Source organism: Rhizobium sp. LjRoot254, assembly GCF_964254105.1.
Taxonomy (GTDB): Bacteria; Pseudomonadota; Alphaproteobacteria; order Rhizobiales; family Rhizobiaceae; genus Rhizobium_E.
The window spans coordinates 1,848,733-1,865,362 of record NZ_CAXUSM020000001.1; the positions used below are offsets into that span (position 1 = coordinate 1,848,733).

Sequence of the window (16,630 nt, forward strand, 5' to 3'; positions counted from 1 at the left end):
GTCAGACGGTCGGGCCGGAGAGATAGTGTTCGAGCCAGTGGATGTCGTAATCGCCATTGGCGATATCAGGATTGGTCACCAGATCCTGGAACAGCGGCAGCGTTGTCTTGATGCCGTCGATGACGAACTCGTCGAGCACGCGGCGGAGCCGCATCATGCATTCCACGCGGGTGCGACCGTGCACGATCAGCTTGCCGATCAGGCTGTCGTAGTAGGGCGGAATCCGATAACCGGCATAGACACCGGAATCGACGCGCACGCCCAGGCCGCCAGGTGCATGGAAATGCGTGATCGTGCCGGGCGAGGGCACGAAGGTCCGGGGATCCTCGGCATTGATGCGGCATTCGATGGCGTGGCCGGCAAATTCGATCTGGTCCTGGGTGACCGAGAGCCCGCCGCCCGAGGCGACGCGGATCTGCTCATGCACGAGATCGATGCCGGTGATGGCTTCCGTAACGGGATGCTCGACCTGCAGGCGGGTGTTCATCTCGATGAAATAGAATTCGCCGTTCTCGTAGAGGAACTCGATCGTGCCGGCGCCGCGATATTTCAGCTTCTTCATCGCGTCGGCGCAGACCTGGCCGATATTCATGCGCTGCTCGACATTGAGCGCCGGCGAGTTGGCCTCCTCCCAGATCTTCTGGTGGCGGCGCTGCAGCGAGCAGTCGCGCTCGCCGAGATGGACGGCATTGCCCGCGCCATCGCCGAACACCTGGATCTCGATATGGCGAGGCTTGCCGAGATATTTTTCCATGTAGACAGAATCGTTGCCGAAGGCGTTGGCCGCTTCGGAGCGCGCGGTGTTGAAGGCTTCGAGCAGATCGGATTCCTGCTTGGCGACCTTCATGCCACGGCCACCGCCGCCGGCGGTCGCCTTGATCAGCACGGGATAGCCGATCTCACGCGCGGTCTTGATCGCATCGGCTTCGGTCAGGACTTCGCCTTCCGAGCCCGGCACGACCGGGATACCGAGTTCCTGGGCGGTCTGCTTGGCGGTGATCTTGTCGCCCATGATGCGGATATGGTCAGCGGTGGGGCCGATGAAGGTGATGCCGTGCGCATCGAGAATATCGGCGAACTTGGCGTTCTCCGACAGAAATCCATAGCCGGGGTGAACCGCATCGGCACCGGTGATCTCGCAGGCCGCGACGATCTGGTGGATGTTGAGGTAGCTGTCGCGCGAGGGCGGCGGGCCGATGCAGACGCTCTCGTCGGCGAGGCGCACATGCATGGCGTCCGAATCCGCCGTCGAGTGGACTGCAACGGTGGCGATGCCGAGCTCCTTGCAGGCGCGCAGGACGCGAAGGGCGATTTCGCCGCGATTGGCTATGAGGATTTTCTGGATCATTCGCTATCCGCCTATTCGATGACCAGCAGGGGTTCGCCGAATTCGACGGGGCTGGAATCGTTGACCATGATCGCGGTGACCTTGCCGGAGCGCGGTGCCGGGATCTGGTTCATGGTCTTCATCGCCTCGATGATCAGCACGGTCTGGCCTTCCTTGACGGTCTGGCCGACTTCGACGAAGGCCGGACTGCCGGGTGCAGGCGAATAATAGCAGGTGCCGACCATGGGCGAGGTCAGGATGAAACCGTTGATGACGGGCGCTGCCTCGGCCGCAGCAGCCGTAGCTGCGACGGGCTGGGCGGCAGCGGCGGCCGGCTGCATGTACTGCGGTGCGTAGGCCTGGATCGGCTGGGGCGTCCCCATGCGCGACACGCGGATGCGGACATCGTCCTGCTCCACTTCGATCTCGGTCAGATCGGTGTCGTTCAAGATATTGGCGAGGTCCCTGATCAACGCCTGATCGATACCCGTCTTCTTGTCAGCCATCTTATCAATGTCCTGGTGTTTTGTTATTGAATGAGTTCTTTGGCGGCGTGGAGTGCCAGAATATAGGAATGCGCCCCAAAGCCACAGATGATTCCCTTGACCGCGGGCGCCGTCCACGTCTTGTGGCGAAACTCCTCGCGGGCGTGAATGTTCGAGAGATGCAGTTCGATGACCGGCTTGGAGATCGCCCGGATAGCATCGTGAAGCGCGATCGAGGTATGCCCATAGGCGCCGGGATTGAGGCAGACCGCGTCTGCGGCATCGTCGGCTTCCTGGATCCAGTCGACGAGCACGCCTTCGTGGTTGGTCTGGCGGAAGTCCACCGAGATGCCCAGTTCCGATGCCGCTGATTTACAATCGACTTCGATATCCTTAAGCGTCTTGCCTCCATAGATGCCCGGCTCCCGCTTTCCCAGCATATTGAGATTGGGGCCGTTCAGGACGAATATCGTTCTGCTCATCAACTCACATTCCGTATTCACGCAATCCCCTCCTATAGACCGCTCAAGGTGGAAGGGAAAGGGTGAAGTTGATGGGCGGCGCGGCGCGAGCGGGTGCCTGCGCCGTTGTCCACAACTGGACTGCCGTAAATCCTCCGGCAATGCGCCGCGATGGCGTTTGAACGAGGGTGTGGTCTCAGCAGACGGTCTTGCCGCATTGCTCGACGCTGGTGATTTTCTTCGCCAGTTCCTCTTCACCGACGGCGCCGAAGACCGCTTCATTGCCGATAATGTAGGATGGCGTACCTGTTATGCCGAGCTTCGTCGCGAGCTGGTAGGCATCGCGGACGCTCTCGTCGTTCGGAGCCTCGGTCATCTTGGCGCGGAGTGCGTCTTCAGCGATGCCGAGCGATTTCGCCACTTCAACGGCGCGCGCTTCGTTGGCGTGTTCGCCGCTCATCAGCGCGCGGTGGAAATCGCCGTATTTCTCCGGTGCGACCAGGCGGACGGCATTCGAGACCTTGTGGGCGTCGACCGAGTCCTGGCCAAGGATCGGGAATTCCTTCAGCACGAAACGGACTTCCGGATTGGCCTTGATAATGGCGTCCATGTCGCCGACGGCGCGCTTGCAGTAGCCGCAATTGTAGTCGAAGAACTCGACGACCGTGACCTTGCCCTTGGGGTTGCCGACAGCGAGATCGTAGGAAGCGTTGAAGATCGCGTCGTGATTGTCCTTGACGGCGGTCTTGGCCTGCTCGGCGCGCTCAGCGGCCTGCTTCTTCTCATATGCCTGCTGGACTTCGATCAGGGTCTCCGGATGTGCAAGAAGGTATTCGCGGACGATCTTGCCGATCTCGTCCTTCTCCTTATCGTCGAAGGCATGGGCGGCGCCGGAAAAACCGATCGAGAGGGCGGTTGCCGCCAGCAGCATTTTGAATTTCATAGGGCGTCCTTTCGTGGGCAGCCGTGATCAGGGCAGTTTTCCTACGCCGTATAGCCCCAGCGGAGGGATCGTGAAACAGAAAATATGCAATCTGTTCAGTGGTCGCGGGATTGTGACCGACGCACCGCGCGAACGACCCATTGTTATATCGCGATAGTTGTTGTAGCTTGCGCCCATCATTGCATGGCAGTCCCTTCTGCGCATTTCGAGATCGGAGTGTGAAATGCCTACAATTGTGCCGACAAATGCAGTCGAGATTCATGGAATTTATTCGCCGGACGACATTCTCCGGTATCAGCAGTTCACTTTTGATCCAGTCTTTACGGTGGACAGTGCGTCGTCGGCAAATTATTACGACGAAACCACGGGTTATGGACTTATTCTCAGCGGTCATAGCTTCGAAACGATCTCGGGAGTGATTACATCACTGACCGTGACGGTCGATCAGACGGCCGTCTATACCGTGACGGGACTCTCCATCAACTACGATGATTTTTTGTCGGCCAACGACGAATCCGCGGACGCCGTCGCGGAACTCTTTGACGGCCAGGACTGGCTGGTGGACGTTTCTGCCTTCGATGCATTCGGCGTGGTCTACGGCACGGGAGGGAATGACCTGTTCAACCTCGGCGGTCAGGACGATTACGTCATGCTCGACGGCGGCACCGATTTCATCGACACGGGCGCGGGCGACGACATCATACAAGCGGGCAATTTCTTCGGCTTTTCCGCCTTGGGGACGACCACGCTCGACGGCGGCGATGATATCGATACTCTTTATCTCTATGCCCCGGGAGAAGTGGAAGAGGGCGATCTGGAATTCTTCACGAGCGGCATCGTACTCGTGCTCGGTGCGCGCAGCAAGGTGGGGTCGTTCTATCTGTCGGCGTTCAACATAGAACAAGTTCATGGCACGATGCATGACGATCGCATCATCGGCGATTCATTCGACAACAGGCTTGTCGGCCGAGGCGGCGCTGACGCACTGTTTGGCGATCTGGGCGCGGATCGTCTCGAGGGAGGGGCTGGCGCGGATCGGCTCGCCGGAGAGACTGGCGTTGATGTCTATGTCTACACCGCTCCGAACGAGAGCCGGAAAACTGACCGCGATCTCATCGTGGGCTTCGAGCGCGGATTTGACCAGATCGACCTGAGCTCGATGGATCCCGATACGTCAAGCGACAAGTTTGTTTTCATCGGCAGCAACAGGTTCGGCAGGAAGGATGGCGAGTTGCGGTACGAACTGCTGAATCGCAAGGGGACCGCCGAGGATCGCACCGTCATCGAGGCGGATTTCGACGGAAACGGCCGGGCCGACCTGCAGATCGAACTCGACGTCCTGACAAAGCTCGCGAGGAGTGATTTTGTACTTTGAGGGTTCCCGTACGCATGATGGAAAATGGCCCGGCGTTTGCCGGGCCAAGATTTCATTTGCCGCCAATCAATTTCTGAATGACATCAAAGAAACCCCCGTTTTTGCCACCAGCCGCCCTTCTTGGGCTTGCCGGCGTCGTCCTCGGAGCTTTCGTCCGCCTTGGCGGGCGACGAAGAACTGATGACGGGCTTGGAGGCTGCGATCGCGGCTTCGCCACGGTTCGCCCTGCGGCGCGGCGCCTCGTCGGCAGCGGTTTCTGTTTCTTCTGCGGGTTCGGCAACAGGTGCCGTCTCGGCGACGGGCGCCGGCGCGACGGGCTGAGCGACTTCCTCAGCGGCGGCCTGGGCCTTCTTCGTGCGGCGCCTCTTCGGCTTTTCCTCGACGTTGACACCCGGCTTGACGGTGTCGTCGTCGCCGGCATCGCTGTCAGGCGTCAGCGCGACGGCAACAGAGGAGTCGACATCCGGCGACTGGACGACGCCTGACGTGTCGTTGGCGTCGGCAGGCTGGCCGTCTTCGCGGTTCCTGCGGCCACCGCGCTTGCCGCGACGGCGGCGCTTGCGGGATTCAGCCTCGGCGGCGGTTTCCGTGGAGGTCGCCGATGTCTCGGCTGCATCATCCTCGCCATCGTCGCCGTCATCATCGTCTTCATCGGCTGATGTGCCGGACGCGGACACAGCCTGATCGGATGCGCCAGTCTCGCCACCGGGGCGATTGCCACCCCGACGCCGACGCCGGCGCTTCTTCTTCTTGGCGCCATTCTCGTCGCGTGCGACGGCGGGAGCGGCATGCTCCTGCGCGGCCGGCTTTTCCTGGACTTCTTCCTCGTCCTCATCCTCGATGATCGGAATGTCGTCTTCTTCCTCCTCCGGAGGCGCAAAGGCGATAAGCTGCTCGACCTTCACCGGATTTTCAACCGCTTCGCCGCGCTCGACGGTGAAATGCTGGGCACCGACGGTGGTATCGGATTCGATGACGATCGAGACGCCGAAGCGGTTCTCATAATCAACGATCGAGGCGCGCTTCTGGTTGAGCAGATAAAGCGCCGTATCGGGCTGCGTATGCACGATGATGTCGTGGGTGGTGCTCTTGAGTAGGAATTCCTCCACACCGCGCAGCACATGCAGGCCGACGGAGGATTGCGAGCGCACATGGCCGGTGCCGCCGCAATGGGCGCAGATCTGCATCGTGCTTTCGAGTACCGAGGCGCGGATGCGCTGGCGCGACATTTCAAGCAGGCCGAAATGCGAGATGCGGCCGACCTGGATGCGGGCGCGATCGTTCTTCAGGTGATCCTTGAGGCGCTTTTCGACATGGCGATTGTTGCGCTTCTCTTCCATGTCGATGAAGTCGATCACGACGAGGCCGGCAAGGTCGCGCAGTCTCAGCTGACGGGCGACTTCCTCGGCGGCTTCGAGATTGGTCTGGAGCGCCGTGTCTTCGATCGAATGTTCGCGGGTCGAACGGCCGGAATTGACGTCGACCGCCACCAGCGCTTCGGTCTGGTTGATGATGATGTAACCGCCGGACTTCAGCGTCACCTGCGGCTGCAGCATGCGGTCGAGTTGGGCTTCGATGCCGGCGCGCGAGAAGATCGGATGAATGTCACGATAGGCCTGCACGGCCTTGGCATGGCTCGGCATCAGCATCTTCATGAAGTCTTTTGCTTCACGATAGCCTTCTTCGCCCGCAACCAGGATTTCACTGATATCCTTGTTGTAGAGGTCGCGGATCGAGCGCTTGATCAGGCTGCCTTCCTCATAGACGAGGCAGGGTGCCGTGGAGGCGAGCGTCTTGGTGCGGACGTTTTCCCAGAGCCGCATCAGATATTCGAAGTCGCGCTTGACTTCCGCCTTGGTGCGGTTGGCGCCTGCGGTGCGCAGGATCACGCCCATGCCCTGCGGCACTTCGAGATCCCGGGCGATTTCCTTCAGCCGCTTGCGGTCCTGCGGATTGGTGATCTTGCGGGAAATGCCGCCGCCGCGCGCGGTGTTCGGCATCAGCACCGAGTAGCGGCCGGCGAGAGAGAGATAGGTCGTCAGCGCCGCACCCTTGTTGCCGCGCTCTTCCTTGGCGACCTGCACGAGCAGGATCTGGCGGCGCTTGATGACTTCCTGTATGCGGTACTGCTTGCGCGGCCGGCGCTGCACGCGATCGGGAACTTCTTCCATCGCGTCTTCGGCGCCGACGGATTCGATAACTTCCTGCTCTTCGTGGCTGTCGTCATCATCGTCGTCGTCACCGCCGCGACGGCGGGCGTCTTCGGAGACGGAATCGATATGGGCTGCCATGGCCATGGCCGGCGGCGTCGAGCCGCCCTCATCGTCGCTTGCCTGTTCGGCGGCTTCTTCGCCAGCCTTTGCCTTCTTGGCACGCGGTGCACGGGGCTTGCGCGGCTTCTTCGGCTTTTCAGCGGCTTCGGTCTCCGCGATTTCCGCAGCTTCTACAACGGTTTCCGGAGCAGCGGCGGGGGTAAGCTTTTCGCCCTGCCAGGCTTCGATCACCGGCTGCGGTGCATCTTCCTGTGTCTGGTCGGAAGAGACCGGCCATTCCTCGCGCGCCTGGCTGGGGGCGGGACCTGCCGGCTCAAAATCGTCGTCACGACGATGCTCCTCGGCTTCGGCTCGCAACAGGGCCTGCCGATCCGCCAGCGGGATCTGGTAATAGTCTGGGTGGATTTCGGCGAAGGCCAGAAAGCCGTGGCGATTGCCGCCATAATCGACAAAGGCTGCCTGAAGCGAGGGTTCGACCCGGGTGACCTTCGCGAGGTAAATATTGCCTCGAATCTGCTTCTTGTGCTGCGATTCGAAATCGAATTCTTCTATGCGGTTGCCGCGTACGACAACGACGCGCGTCTCCTCAGCGTGAGACGCATCGATAAGCATCTTGTCTGCCATGTAAGTACTGCTCCTCGGCCAGGAACATTCGAAAGCCGCCCGACGTCAAATGAATGACGCTGGCGGCTGGCGTTGCTGTGGCCGATAATTTTTATTCCCGTGGCGGGTAGGCAGGTGCCAGTCGGAAGGCGGCGAGGAGTCGGATATCCGATCCATCCTTGTTCTGCCGCGACTAACCTAGATCCCTGTGACAACGTCCTGTACCAACGAGAATGCCAATGCCCAAGACCTGTGGTGAGGTCCAATGAATTTGCCCGACTTCGGGCGAAAGGCGGCAAGCCGCCAGTAAATCACATGAGGTTCATGCCTCATGTTCGGATATAGCTTGGGATGAGCACGTGTCGACGGCAGATGATTTCGCAAACATGGCGCCAATCCAGAGTTGTGGCTGGCGGCCTTCAAGCGATTCTATCCCGTCTTCGCCTTTCATCCCGTTTTCCTTCTAGGGTTTATCCCGTTGAATATCAAGAGGTGACGCAAATCCGTCACATTATTGATGAAGTGGTTATGCCGGCAGGGAGAAGTCATTGATTTTCCTTGCGCCGGCCAGCAGACCCATTTTACGCAATCAGGCCAGGGGCTTGCCATGATGGTTGCGAATCATATTGACCCACGGTGATGCGCACGCGCACGGAATTGAAACTTGACCGGTTGGATGATGCTGAAACTCACAGCAAGGCTGCTGCTTTCCCTGCTTTGTCTCCTGGCTGTGATGGCGCATGCCCAGACCGCGCCGGAGCCGCTGATCGCCTATGCCGCCCGGATCGCTGGCGATGATGCTCGGACGCGTGTCGTCATCGACTTCGACCGCAAGCCGGAATTCTCACTTCATTATACGGCGCAGCCCAACCGGCTGATCATCGATCTCGGCGAGACTGCCTTCGGCTTTTCGGAAGATGACCTGAAGGCGATCGGGTTGTTCTCGGAGATCCGTTACGGACGGATGGGCGAGGGCGCCTCGCGGATCGTGCTCACGGCGCGGCGTCCGACGCGCGCTGTGCTGGCAGAAGTGCAGCCCAACGAGCCCGGCAAGGGTTTTCGCCTGGTGCTCGATTGCGAGGTGATTACCGAGCCGGCGTTGCAGGCGCTGGTCGCCGAGCAGAAATGGGTCGGGGCGGAAAAGGTCGCCGGTGGCAAGACCGATCGGCTGACGACGACGCCGGAGCCGGCGGCGGACAACAAATTCCTGATCGCGATCGATGCTGGTCACGGCGGTATCGATGCGGGCGCCAAGGGGACTTTGACGAAGATCGAGGAGAAGGCGGTGACGCTCGATTTCGCCACGACGCTCGCTGCCCGCCTCAACAAGGAAAAGGGCATCAAGGCGTTCCTCGTCCGTGACAAGGACGAGTTCATCTCGCTCTCCGAGCGCGTGGTGATCGCCCGCCAGCGCGGCGCGCAGCTGTTCATTTCGCTCCATGCGGACACGCTGAGGCAGAAGGACATCCGTGGCGCGACGATCTACACGATCTCCGACAAGGCCTCGGATGCGCTGGCAGCGGGACTGGCGGAGCGCGAAAACCTTTCGGACGGCATTGCGGGCGTGGAAATCGCCGACGAGCCGACCGAGGTGACCGATATCCTGCTCGATCTCACCCGGCGCGAGACACAGGCCTTCTCGATCCGCATGGCGGAAACGGTGCGCGATTCCTTCGACGGCCAGATCGGCCTGATCAACAACCCGCTGCGCCATGCCGGCTTCAGGGTTCTGCAAGCGCCTGATGTGCCTTCGGTGCTCCTGGAACTGGGCTTCCTCTCCAATCCAAAAGACGAAGTGCTGCTGACCGACCCCGAATGGCGCGAGAAGGTTTCCGACCTCCTGGCCGAGGCGATTGCGAAATATATGGAAAGTGCGGGCGTCGCGCGCGGCGGATAGCCGGTACATGGCGTGGGAACCGGCTGCAATTCGTTAAGCGCTGTGACCGGAATGCTACGGACCGGCCCTATTTTCCTCACATTCGGGCAGGCATTGACGTATCGTGGCGGCGACGAATTCGGTATAGATCGAATCCTGCTGAAAACAGCAATGCGGGGATGGCACCCGCGGAACGAGTTTGATGATAAGACTGATCGGCTATTTCTTTGGTTTGGGGACAGTGCTCTATCTCGGGGTGGCGATGATGGCATCCGCCTATCTCGGTGAAGTCACCAAGGATCTCCCCGATTACCAGGTTCTCGCCAGCTACTCGCCGCCGGTGATGACACGCGTGCACGCCGACGATGGCTCGCTGATTGCGGAATATGCCCATGAGCGCCGTCTGTTCCTGCCGATCCAGGCGATCCCGGACCGTGTGAAGGCGGCGTTCCTGTCGGCCGAAGACAAGAATTTCTACCAGCATGCCGGTGTCGACTTCCAGGGCCTGGTTCGCGCCATCGCGGTCAACGTGCAGAACATGGGTTCGGGCCGCCGTCCCGTCGGAGCGTCGACGATTACCCAGCAGGTGGCGAAGAACTTTCTGCTGACGTCGGACCAGACGATCGACCGCAAGGTCAAGGAAGCCATTCTCGCCTTCCGCATCGAGCAGGCCTATTCCAAGGACCGCATTCTCGAACTCTATCTCAACGAGATTTTCTTCGGCCTGAATTCCTACGGCCTCGCCAGCGCGTCGCTGACCTATTTCAACAAGCCGGTGACGGAACTGACGATCGGGGAAGCGGCGTATCTCGCGGCTCTTCCCAAGGCGCCGAGCAACTACAATCCCTTCCGCCATCACGACGCGGCGATGGAACGCCGCAACTGGGTCGTCGACCGCATGGTCGAGAACGGCTACGTGACCAAGGAAGACGGCGACAAGGCCAAGGCCTCCGATCTCGGAGTCAATCCGAAGAAGGCCAGTTCCTTTCTTTTCGCCTCCGATTACTTCGCCAGCGAAGTGCGTCGTCAGTTGACCGAGAAATACGGTCAGGAGTCCCTGTTCGAGGGCGGCCTTTCAGTGCGCACATCGCTCGATCCGGCGCTTCAACTGTTTGCCCGCAAGGCCCTCCAGGACGGACTAATCAGCTATGACGAGACGCGTGGTTTCCATGGCCTGATCGCGAAGGTTGAGACCGGCACCGATTGGGGTATCCCGCTTTCCAAAGTCGTACCGCTCGCCGATGTGCCGGAATGGAAGCTCGCGGTCGTTCTTGCTGCCGACGAGGAGGGGGTCGATATCGGTCTCCGTCCGACTGTCGATGCAGCCGGCAAGGTTGACGAGGCGCGCACGACCGGCCGGATCGCAGCCAAGGCGATGAAATGGGCCTATCGTTCGGCAACGGCCGATCGCAAGTCGGCGAAGAGCCCGACCGGCGTGCTCAATACCGGCGACGTGGTCTATGTCGAAGCGCTGAAGGAAGAGCCGGGCAGCTACCGTCTACGCCAGCCACCCAAGGTGCAGGGCGGCTTCGTCGCCATGGATCCGCATACCGGCCGCGTACTCGCCATGGTCGGCGGCTTCTCTTACAATCAATCCGAATTCAACCGCGCGACGCAGGCCATGCGTCAGCCGGGCTCGTCGTTCAAGCCGTTCGTCTATGCGGCCGCGCTCGACAATGGCTATACGCCGGCCTCGGTCGTGCTCGACGCGCCAATCGAAATCGTCTCGGGCGGCACCGTGTGGCGGCCGCAGAACTATGGCGGCGGTGCGTCCGGTCCTTCGACGCTGCGTCTCGGCATCGAGAAGTCGCGCAACCTGATGACGGTGCGCCTCGCCAACGACCTGGGCATGAATGTGGTGGCCGAATATGCGGAGCGCTTCGGCGTCTATGACAAGATGCAGCCAGTGCTTTCGATGTCGCTGGGCTCCGGTGAAACCACGGTTCTGCGTATGGTCTCCGCCTATTCGGTGCTCGCCAACGGCGGCAAGCAGATCAAGCCGACACTGATCGACCGCATCCAGGACCGTTACGGCAAGACGATTTTCAAGCATGAGGAAAGCGTCTGCCAGGCCTGCAATGCCGACGACTGGACCGAACAGGACGAGCCCGAAGTGGTCGACAACCGCGAACAGGTGCTCGACCCGATGACGGCCTACCAGATCACCTCGATGATGCAGGGCGTCATCCTGCGCGGCACGGCGGCTGGCAAGATAAAGCTCGAGAGCGATGTCGCCGGCAAGACCGGCACGACCAACGACGAAAAGGACACCTGGTTCGTCGGCTATACGCCGAATCTCGTGGCTGGCCTCTATATCGGCTTCGACGATCCCAAGCCGCTTGGCCGGGGCTCCACCGGCGGCTCGCTGGCAGCGCCTTTGTTCAACGAGTTCATGCAGGCGGCGCTAAAAGACCAGAAGCCGGAGAAGTTCCTCCTGCCGGAGGGCATGAAGCTGGTCTCCGTCAATCGCCAGACGGGAATGCAGGCCATCGATGGTGAAGGTGGCACGATCATGGAAGCCTTCAAGCCCGGCACCGGCCCGGCCGACGTCTTCTCGGTGATCGGCGGCGAGGAATTCGCCACACCGGAGGAGATCCTCAATTCCTCGCAACAGGCCAAGGAAGCGGTCGAAGGCGGGCAGGGCGGGCTGTTCTGACGGCTTGACTTTGAAGGTGGTGATCACAACTATAAAGGTCACGCTTGTCATCGAGACGGGGTTCGAATGGAAATCTTTTCCGACAGATCAGCGCTTGAGGCGATATGCAAACGCCATGGAATCGTTCGGCTGTCGCTTTTTGGTTCCGTACTGAAGGGCAAGGCGACGGAAAACAGCGACGTCGATCTTCTCGTTGAATTCAGCGAAACTGCCCGGCCGACATACCTGGATATGGCCAGGATCGAGATTGAACTCTCGGTCCTGTTGGACGGCAGAAAAGTTGATTTGCGCACTGCGAATGAGTTGAGCAGATATTTCCGGAGCGATGTCCTGGCATCCGCGGAACTCCAATATGCTGCATGAAGATCGCATTCGCCTGCGCCATATGTGCGAGTCCGCTGTAGTCGCGACACACTTTCTCAAGGGGCGGTCGCGAGACGATCTTGAAGCTGACTTGCAGTTTCAGTTCGCGCTGGTGAGAGCAATCGAGATTGTCGGCGAAGCGGCCTCCAAGATCAGCGAAGATACGCGTCAGGCCAATCCAGAGATAGAGTGGCAGCTAATCATCAGCATGCGAAACCGGCTGATTCATGCCTATTTCGATATTAGCACCGACATTCTTTGGAATACGGCAACCGAGGCGCTGCCGCCTTTGATCCAACAGCTCAATGCCTTGTTGGAAGAATGATGCTTGCCGAGGTGCAAACCTTTGACATCCTCTCCGTCAAACATTATTGACGGGCCGAATTTTCCAACGGAATGAATCTATGCGCAATGAAATCGTGAATGTCGTCGACGAGATCAAGCAGGCCGTAAGCCTGCTGAGGAGGCATCTTTGACTGGGATCAGGCTGTAAGGCGGCTGGACTGGCTGAACAACAAGTCTGAAGACCCCAATCTCTGGAACGATCCGCAGGAAGCGCAGAAGCTGATGCGCGAGCGCCAGCAGCTCGACGACGGCATTTCCAGCGTCCGCAAGTTCGAGGCGGAACTGCAGGAGAATATCGACCTCATCGAGCTCGGCGAGATGGAAAGCGACCAGGAGATCATCCAAGTGGCCGAGGAATCACTGAAGGCGATGCTCAAGGAGGCCAATCGCCGTCAGGTCGAAGCGATGCTCTCCGGTGAGGCCGACAGCAACGACACCTATGTCGAAGTGCATTCGGGCGCCGGCGGCACCGAGAGCCAGGACTGGGCGAACATGCTGCTGCGCATGTACACCCGCTGGGCCGAGCGACAGGGCTACAAGGTCGAGATCCTGGAAATGCATGACGGCGAAGAGGCCGGCATCAAGTCCGCGACGATCATGGTCAAGGGCCACAATGCCTATGGCTGGATGAAGACCGAGTCGGGCGTGCACCGCTTGGTGCGCATTTCGCCTTATGATTCGAACGCGCGCCGCCATACGTCCTTCTCGTCGATCTGGGTCTATCCCGTCGTCGATGACTCGATCAACATCGAGATCAACGAGAGCGATTGCCGGATTGACACTTATCGCGCCTCGGGCTCGGGCGGCCAGCACATCAACACGACCGACTCTGCCGTGCGCATCACGCATATCCCAACGGGAATCGCGGTGGCCTGCCAGCAGGAGCGCTCGCAGCACAAGAACAAGGCCAAGGCCTGGGACATGCTGCGGTCGAGACTCTATGAGGCCGAGCTCGAGAAGCGCGAGGCGGCGGCAAACGCTGAGGCGGCATCGAAAACCGATATCGGCTGGGGTCACCAGATCCGCTCTTATGTCATGCAGCCCTATCAGATGGTCAAGGACCTGCGCACCGGCGTCGAAAGCTCGGCGCCGTCGGATGTGCTGGATGGTGACATCAGCCCGTTCATGGAAGCCGCACTGGCACACCGTATCAGCGGCAAGGCCGATGCGGTGACGGACGATCTGACCTAGGCTTGTTTTGGCGTTGATTAGGCGGTAAATTTCTTGGGCGAGGGCGCTTGTCTTTTCCGGTCGGATTGACTAACAAGCGCCGAGAATTGTTTTTCGGGTTTGCGGATTGCAGGCCCGGAAGGCAGGCGAAGGGGTATAGCTCAGTTGGTAGAGCGGCGGTCTCCAAAACCGCAGGTCGTAAGTTCGAGCCTTACTGCCCCTGCCAGTCGTCAAAATCTGTCGATGGTCGCGCGGTTGACGTGCAGCCTTTGGCAATGGGAAAAAAGCTTCGATTTGCCCTTGTGAAAAAGGGAATCGGAGTTTATGTAGGGTTTAAATCAGACACGCGGTGCGTGGAGCTGGCGTGGTCAGCTTTACGCGCCGATATGGCGTGAGCAGTCAATGGCATCCAAAACTAATCCGTTTACGTTTCTGCAGCAGGTTCGCTCGGAGACGTCGAAAGTGACTTGGCCCACGCGGCGCGAGACTATGATTTCCACCGCTATGGTTTTCATCATGGCTGGGCTGGCTGCAATATTTTTCTTTGCTGCGGATTTGGCGATGGGCTGGGCGATCAGCTTCATCCTGAACGCCGGCAACTGATAGGCGGAGACGAACATGGCGGCACGCTGGTATATCGTCCACGCATATTCCAATTTCGAGAAGAAGGTTGCGGAATCGATCGAAGAGAAGGCTCGCCAGAAGGGCTTGAGCCATTTGTTCGAGAAGATCGTGGTTCCGACCGAGAAGGTGGTGGAAATTCGTCGCGGCCGCAAGGTCGATAGCGAGCGGAAGTTCTTCCCAGGCTACGTCATGGTCCGCGCCACGCTGACCGACGAGGCCTATCACCTGATCAAGAATACGCCCAAGGTCACGGGTTTCCTCGGTTCCGACTCCAAGCCGGTGCCGATCCCGGACTCTGAAGCCGACCGCATCCTCAACCAGGTGCAGGACGGCGTCGAGCATCCGAAGCCGTCGGTCTCCTTCGAGATCGGAGAGCAGGTCCGGGTTGCCGATGGGCCCTTCGCCTCGTTCAACGGCATCGTTCAGGATGTCGACGAGGAGCGCTCCCGCCTCAAGGTGGAAGTTTCGATTTTCGGCCGCGCAACGCCGGTCGAGCTTGAATACGGTCAGGTCGAAAAGGTCTGATCAGGCTTGGCGGCGTTCTGCGCCGCCGAACCCCCGCGTGGAAGGCGGAAGGTCTTTAGCCGGATCTTCGGAAAGCCGCACCACGCAACCGCAGCCGCCGGCAAATGCCGGCATTCGAGCCGGGTCGCCCCGGCTATTAACCGTTCCGGAACCCGCTATCGGGGACCGGAGCTGCTAGAAAAGGCAGAGAAATGGCTAAGAAAGTAGCAGGCCAGCTCAAGCTGCAGGTCAAGGCAGGATCGGCAAACCCGTCCCCGCCTATCGGCCCGGCACTTGGTCAGCGTGGCATCAATATCATGGAATTCTGCAAGTCGTTCAACGCGGCTACGCAGGAAATGGAAAAGGGTATGCCGATTCCGGTCGTCATCACTTATTACCAGGACAAGTCCTTCACTTTTATGATGAAGCAGCCGCCGGTCAGCTACTTCCTCAAGAAGGAAGCCAAGATCACCTCGGGTTCCAAGACTCCGGGCAAGGGTTCTTCCGCTGGCAAGCTCACCAAGGCTCAGATCCAGTCGATCGCCGAAGCCAAGATGAAAGATCTCAACGCCGCCGATATCGAAGGCGCAATGGCCATGATCGAGGGCTCCGCCCGCGCCATGGGCCTGACGGTAGAGGGTTGATCGAGATGGCTAAGATTGCAAAGCGCATCCAGAAGATCCGCGAAGGCGTTGACCCCAACAAGTCCTACGCGCTTTCCGATGCGATCAAGATGGTCAAGGACCGTGCCGTCGCCAAGTTCGACGAAACGGTCGAGATCGCCATGAACCTCGGCGTTGACCCCCGCCACGCAGACCAGATGGTCCGCGGCGTCGTCAACCTGCCGAACGGTACGGGCCGTGACGTTCGCGTCGCCGTCTTCGCTCGTGGCGCCAAGGCTGATGAAGCCAAGGCAGCCGGTGCCGACATCGTCGGTGCGGAAGACCTGCTCGACATCGTCATGGGCGGCAAGATCGATTTCGATCGCTGCATCGCGACCCCTGACATGATGCCGCTCGTCGGCCGTCTCGGCAAGGTTCTCGGCCCGCGCGGCATGATGCCGAACCCGAAGGTCGGCACCGTGACCGTCGACGTTGCCGGAGCCGTCAAGGCTTCCAAGGGCGGCGCCGTCGAGTTCCGCGTCGAAAAAGCCGGTATCGTGCATGCCGGCATCGGCAAGGCATCGTTCGCCCCGGACGCGCTTGAAGCCAACATCAAGGCATTCGCCGACGCCGTCGTGCGTGCGAAGCCGGCTGGCGCCAAGGGCAACTACCTCAAGAAGATCGCGATCTCCTCGACCCAGGGTCCTGGCGTCAAGATCGATCCGGCCACGATTTCGGCCTGAGACAAGTTTATCGGGAGCCTCCTGACGGAGGCTTCCGTTCATGGTTTCCCGGAGTAACGCCCGGGAAAAGGCGGGGCAACCCGTCATTCCTGTCCGAGATTGCAGGTGGTTATACCTTAATCACTTAGCCTGCATGAGACGGGTAAGTTCCGGTTTCCGCGGATGAATATCCGCAAAGAACGGTTCGAACCTTGGATGCCTTGTGTTTTCACTTCGGTGAGGCGCGAGGGGGCAGGATCCTCAAGCGTCGCTTGGGATCATATCCCGTGCGGCAAAAGGC

The 16,630-nt window shown here is 60.0% G+C and carries 15 protein-coding genes and 1 tRNA gene; 11 read left to right on the forward strand and 5 right to left on the reverse strand.

Annotated features, from left to right (window positions below; all coding sequences use genetic code 11):
* Window position 1 precedes the first annotated feature (1 nt).
* The 4 genes from accC to ACSQ26_RS08970 form a co-directional block, all read right to left on the reverse strand.
* Complete coding sequence (gene accC, locus ACSQ26_RS08955) at window positions 2-1,348, reverse strand: acetyl-CoA carboxylase biotin carboxylase subunit (RefSeq protein WP_436008230.1); 1,347 nt, start codon at window positions 1,346-1,348, stop codon at window positions 2-4.
* A gap of 11 nt (window positions 1,349-1,359) precedes the next feature.
* Window positions 1,360-1,833 carry an acetyl-CoA carboxylase biotin carboxyl carrier protein gene (gene accB / locus ACSQ26_RS08960; RefSeq protein WP_436008231.1) on the reverse strand — a complete coding sequence of 158 codons (474 nt, stop codon included), beginning with the start codon at window positions 1,831-1,833 and terminating at the stop codon, window positions 1,360-1,362.
* A gap of 23 nt (window positions 1,834-1,856) precedes the next feature.
* The gene (gene aroQ / locus ACSQ26_RS08965) at window positions 1,857-2,294 is read right to left on the reverse strand and encodes a type II 3-dehydroquinate dehydratase (RefSeq protein WP_436008232.1); all 438 of its coding nucleotides are present in this window, start codon (window positions 2,292-2,294) and stop codon (window positions 1,857-1,859) included.
* A 175-nt stretch (window positions 2,295-2,469) separates the two neighbouring features.
* Window positions 2,470-3,216, reverse strand: coding sequence for a DsbA family protein (locus tag ACSQ26_RS08970; protein WP_436008233.1), 747 nt, complete (start codon window positions 3,214-3,216; stop codon window positions 2,470-2,472).
* A 223-nt stretch (window positions 3,217-3,439) separates the two neighbouring features.
* Here ACSQ26_RS08970 and ACSQ26_RS08975 point away from each other — a divergent pair, with 223 nt between their 5' ends.
* Complete coding sequence (locus ACSQ26_RS08975) at window positions 3,440-4,591, forward strand: calcium-binding protein (protein WP_436008234.1); 1,152 nt, start codon at window positions 3,440-3,442, stop codon at window positions 4,589-4,591.
* 83 nt (window positions 4,592-4,674) lie between these two features.
* Here the strand turns inward: ACSQ26_RS08975 and ACSQ26_RS08980 are convergent, their stop codons facing one another.
* Window positions 4,675-7,488 (reverse strand): Rne/Rng family ribonuclease, encoded by a 2,814-nt coding sequence (locus ACSQ26_RS08980; protein WP_436008235.1) that lies wholly within the window; start codon window positions 7,486-7,488, stop codon window positions 4,675-4,677.
* Between the two features lie 658 nt (window positions 7,489-8,146).
* Here ACSQ26_RS08980 and ACSQ26_RS08985 point away from each other — a divergent pair.
* The 10 genes from ACSQ26_RS08985 to rplA all read left to right on the forward strand — a co-directional run bounded on the left by ACSQ26_RS08985 (window position 8,147) and on the right by rplA (window position 16,350).
* Entirely contained in the window at window positions 8,147-9,364 is a 1,218-nt protein-coding gene (locus tag ACSQ26_RS08985) for an N-acetylmuramoyl-L-alanine amidase (protein ID WP_436015167.1), read from the forward strand.
* Between the two features lie 181 nt (window positions 9,365-9,545).
* The gene (locus ACSQ26_RS08990; protein WP_436008236.1) at window positions 9,546-11,999 is read left to right on the forward strand and encodes a penicillin-binding protein 1A; all 2,454 of its coding nucleotides are present in this window, start codon (window positions 9,546-9,548) and stop codon (window positions 11,997-11,999) included.
* A gap of 66 nt (window positions 12,000-12,065) precedes the next feature.
* On the forward strand, window positions 12,066-12,362 hold the full coding sequence (locus ACSQ26_RS08995; protein ID WP_258162314.1) for a nucleotidyltransferase family protein: 297 nt from the start codon (window positions 12,066-12,068) through the stop codon (window positions 12,360-12,362).
* Window positions 12,352-12,687 carry a HepT-like ribonuclease domain-containing protein gene (locus tag ACSQ26_RS09000; protein ID WP_436008237.1) on the forward strand — a complete coding sequence of 112 codons (336 nt, stop codon included), beginning with the start codon at window positions 12,352-12,354 and terminating at the stop codon, window positions 12,685-12,687. The genes ACSQ26_RS08995 and ACSQ26_RS09000 overlap by 11 nt, the downstream gene beginning before the upstream one ends.
* 79 nt (window positions 12,688-12,766) lie before the next feature.
* Window positions 12,767-13,898, forward strand: a protein-coding gene (prfB, locus tag ACSQ26_RS09005; RefSeq protein ID WP_436008238.1) for a peptide chain release factor 2 whose coding sequence is annotated in 2 segments (ribosomal slippage) — window positions 12,767-12,835 and window positions 12,837-13,898 — 1,131 coding nt in all. Because the reading frame shifts where the segments join, the coding sequence is not laid out codon by codon here.
* 129 nt (window positions 13,899-14,027) lie between these two features.
* A tRNA-Trp gene (locus tag ACSQ26_RS09010) sits at window positions 14,028-14,103 on the forward strand.
* 176 nt (window positions 14,104-14,279) lie between these two features.
* On the forward strand, window positions 14,280-14,480 hold the full coding sequence (gene secE, locus ACSQ26_RS09015; protein ID WP_258162311.1) for a preprotein translocase subunit SecE: 201 nt from the start codon (window positions 14,280-14,282) through the stop codon (window positions 14,478-14,480).
* A 15-nt stretch (window positions 14,481-14,495) separates the two neighbouring features.
* Window positions 14,496-15,026, forward strand: coding sequence for a transcription termination/antitermination protein NusG (gene nusG / locus ACSQ26_RS09020; protein WP_436008239.1), 531 nt, complete (start codon window positions 14,496-14,498; stop codon window positions 15,024-15,026).
* A 191-nt stretch (window positions 15,027-15,217) separates the two neighbouring features.
* Entirely contained in the window at window positions 15,218-15,649 is a 432-nt protein-coding gene (gene rplK / locus ACSQ26_RS09025; protein ID WP_436008240.1) for a 50S ribosomal protein L11, read from the forward strand.
* Window positions 15,650-15,654: 5 nt separating this feature from the next.
* Window positions 15,655-16,350: a 50S ribosomal protein L1 gene (gene rplA / locus ACSQ26_RS09030; RefSeq protein WP_436008241.1), complete on the forward strand. Its 696-nt coding sequence runs from the start codon at window positions 15,655-15,657 to the stop codon at window positions 16,348-16,350.
* Window positions 16,351-16,630 lie beyond the last annotated feature (280 nt).

Excerpts from the sequence above, each read along its gene's own strand:
- accC (WP_436008230.1), bottom strand. The coding sequence starts at position 1,348 with ATGATCCAGAAAATCCTCATAGCCAATCGCGGCGAAATCGCCCTTCGC.
- accB (WP_436008231.1), bottom strand. The coding sequence starts at position 1,833 with ATGGCTGACAAGAAGACGGGTATCGATCAGGCGTTGATCAGGGACCTC.
- aroQ (WP_436008232.1), bottom strand. The coding sequence starts at position 2,294 with ATGAGCAGAACGATATTCGTCCTGAACGGCCCCAATCTCAATATGCTG.
- ACSQ26_RS08970 (WP_436008233.1), bottom strand. The coding sequence starts at position 3,216 with ATGAAATTCAAAATGCTGCTGGCGGCAACCGCCCTCTCGATCGGTTTT.
- ACSQ26_RS08975 (WP_436008234.1), top strand. The coding sequence starts at position 3,440 with ATGCCTACAATTGTGCCGACAAATGCAGTCGAGATTCATGGAATTTAT.
- ACSQ26_RS08980 (WP_436008235.1), bottom strand. The coding sequence starts at position 7,488 with ATGGCAGACAAGATGCTTATCGATGCGTCTCACGCTGAGGAGACGCGC.
- ACSQ26_RS08985 (WP_436015167.1), top strand. The coding sequence starts at position 8,147 with ATGCTGAAACTCACAGCAAGGCTGCTGCTTTCCCTGCTTTGTCTCCTG.
- ACSQ26_RS08990 (WP_436008236.1), top strand. The coding sequence starts at position 9,546 with ATGATAAGACTGATCGGCTATTTCTTTGGTTTGGGGACAGTGCTCTAT.
- ACSQ26_RS08995 (WP_258162314.1), top strand. The coding sequence starts at position 12,066 with ATGGAAATCTTTTCCGACAGATCAGCGCTTGAGGCGATATGCAAACGC.
- ACSQ26_RS09000 (WP_436008237.1), top strand. The coding sequence starts at position 12,352 with ATGCTGCATGAAGATCGCATTCGCCTGCGCCATATGTGCGAGTCCGCT.
- secE (WP_258162311.1), top strand. The coding sequence starts at position 14,280 with ATGGCATCCAAAACTAATCCGTTTACGTTTCTGCAGCAGGTTCGCTCG.
- nusG (WP_436008239.1), top strand. The coding sequence starts at position 14,496 with ATGGCGGCACGCTGGTATATCGTCCACGCATATTCCAATTTCGAGAAG.
- rplK (WP_436008240.1), top strand. The coding sequence starts at position 15,218 with ATGGCTAAGAAAGTAGCAGGCCAGCTCAAGCTGCAGGTCAAGGCAGGA.
- rplA (WP_436008241.1), top strand. The coding sequence starts at position 15,655 with ATGGCTAAGATTGCAAAGCGCATCCAGAAGATCCGCGAAGGCGTTGAC.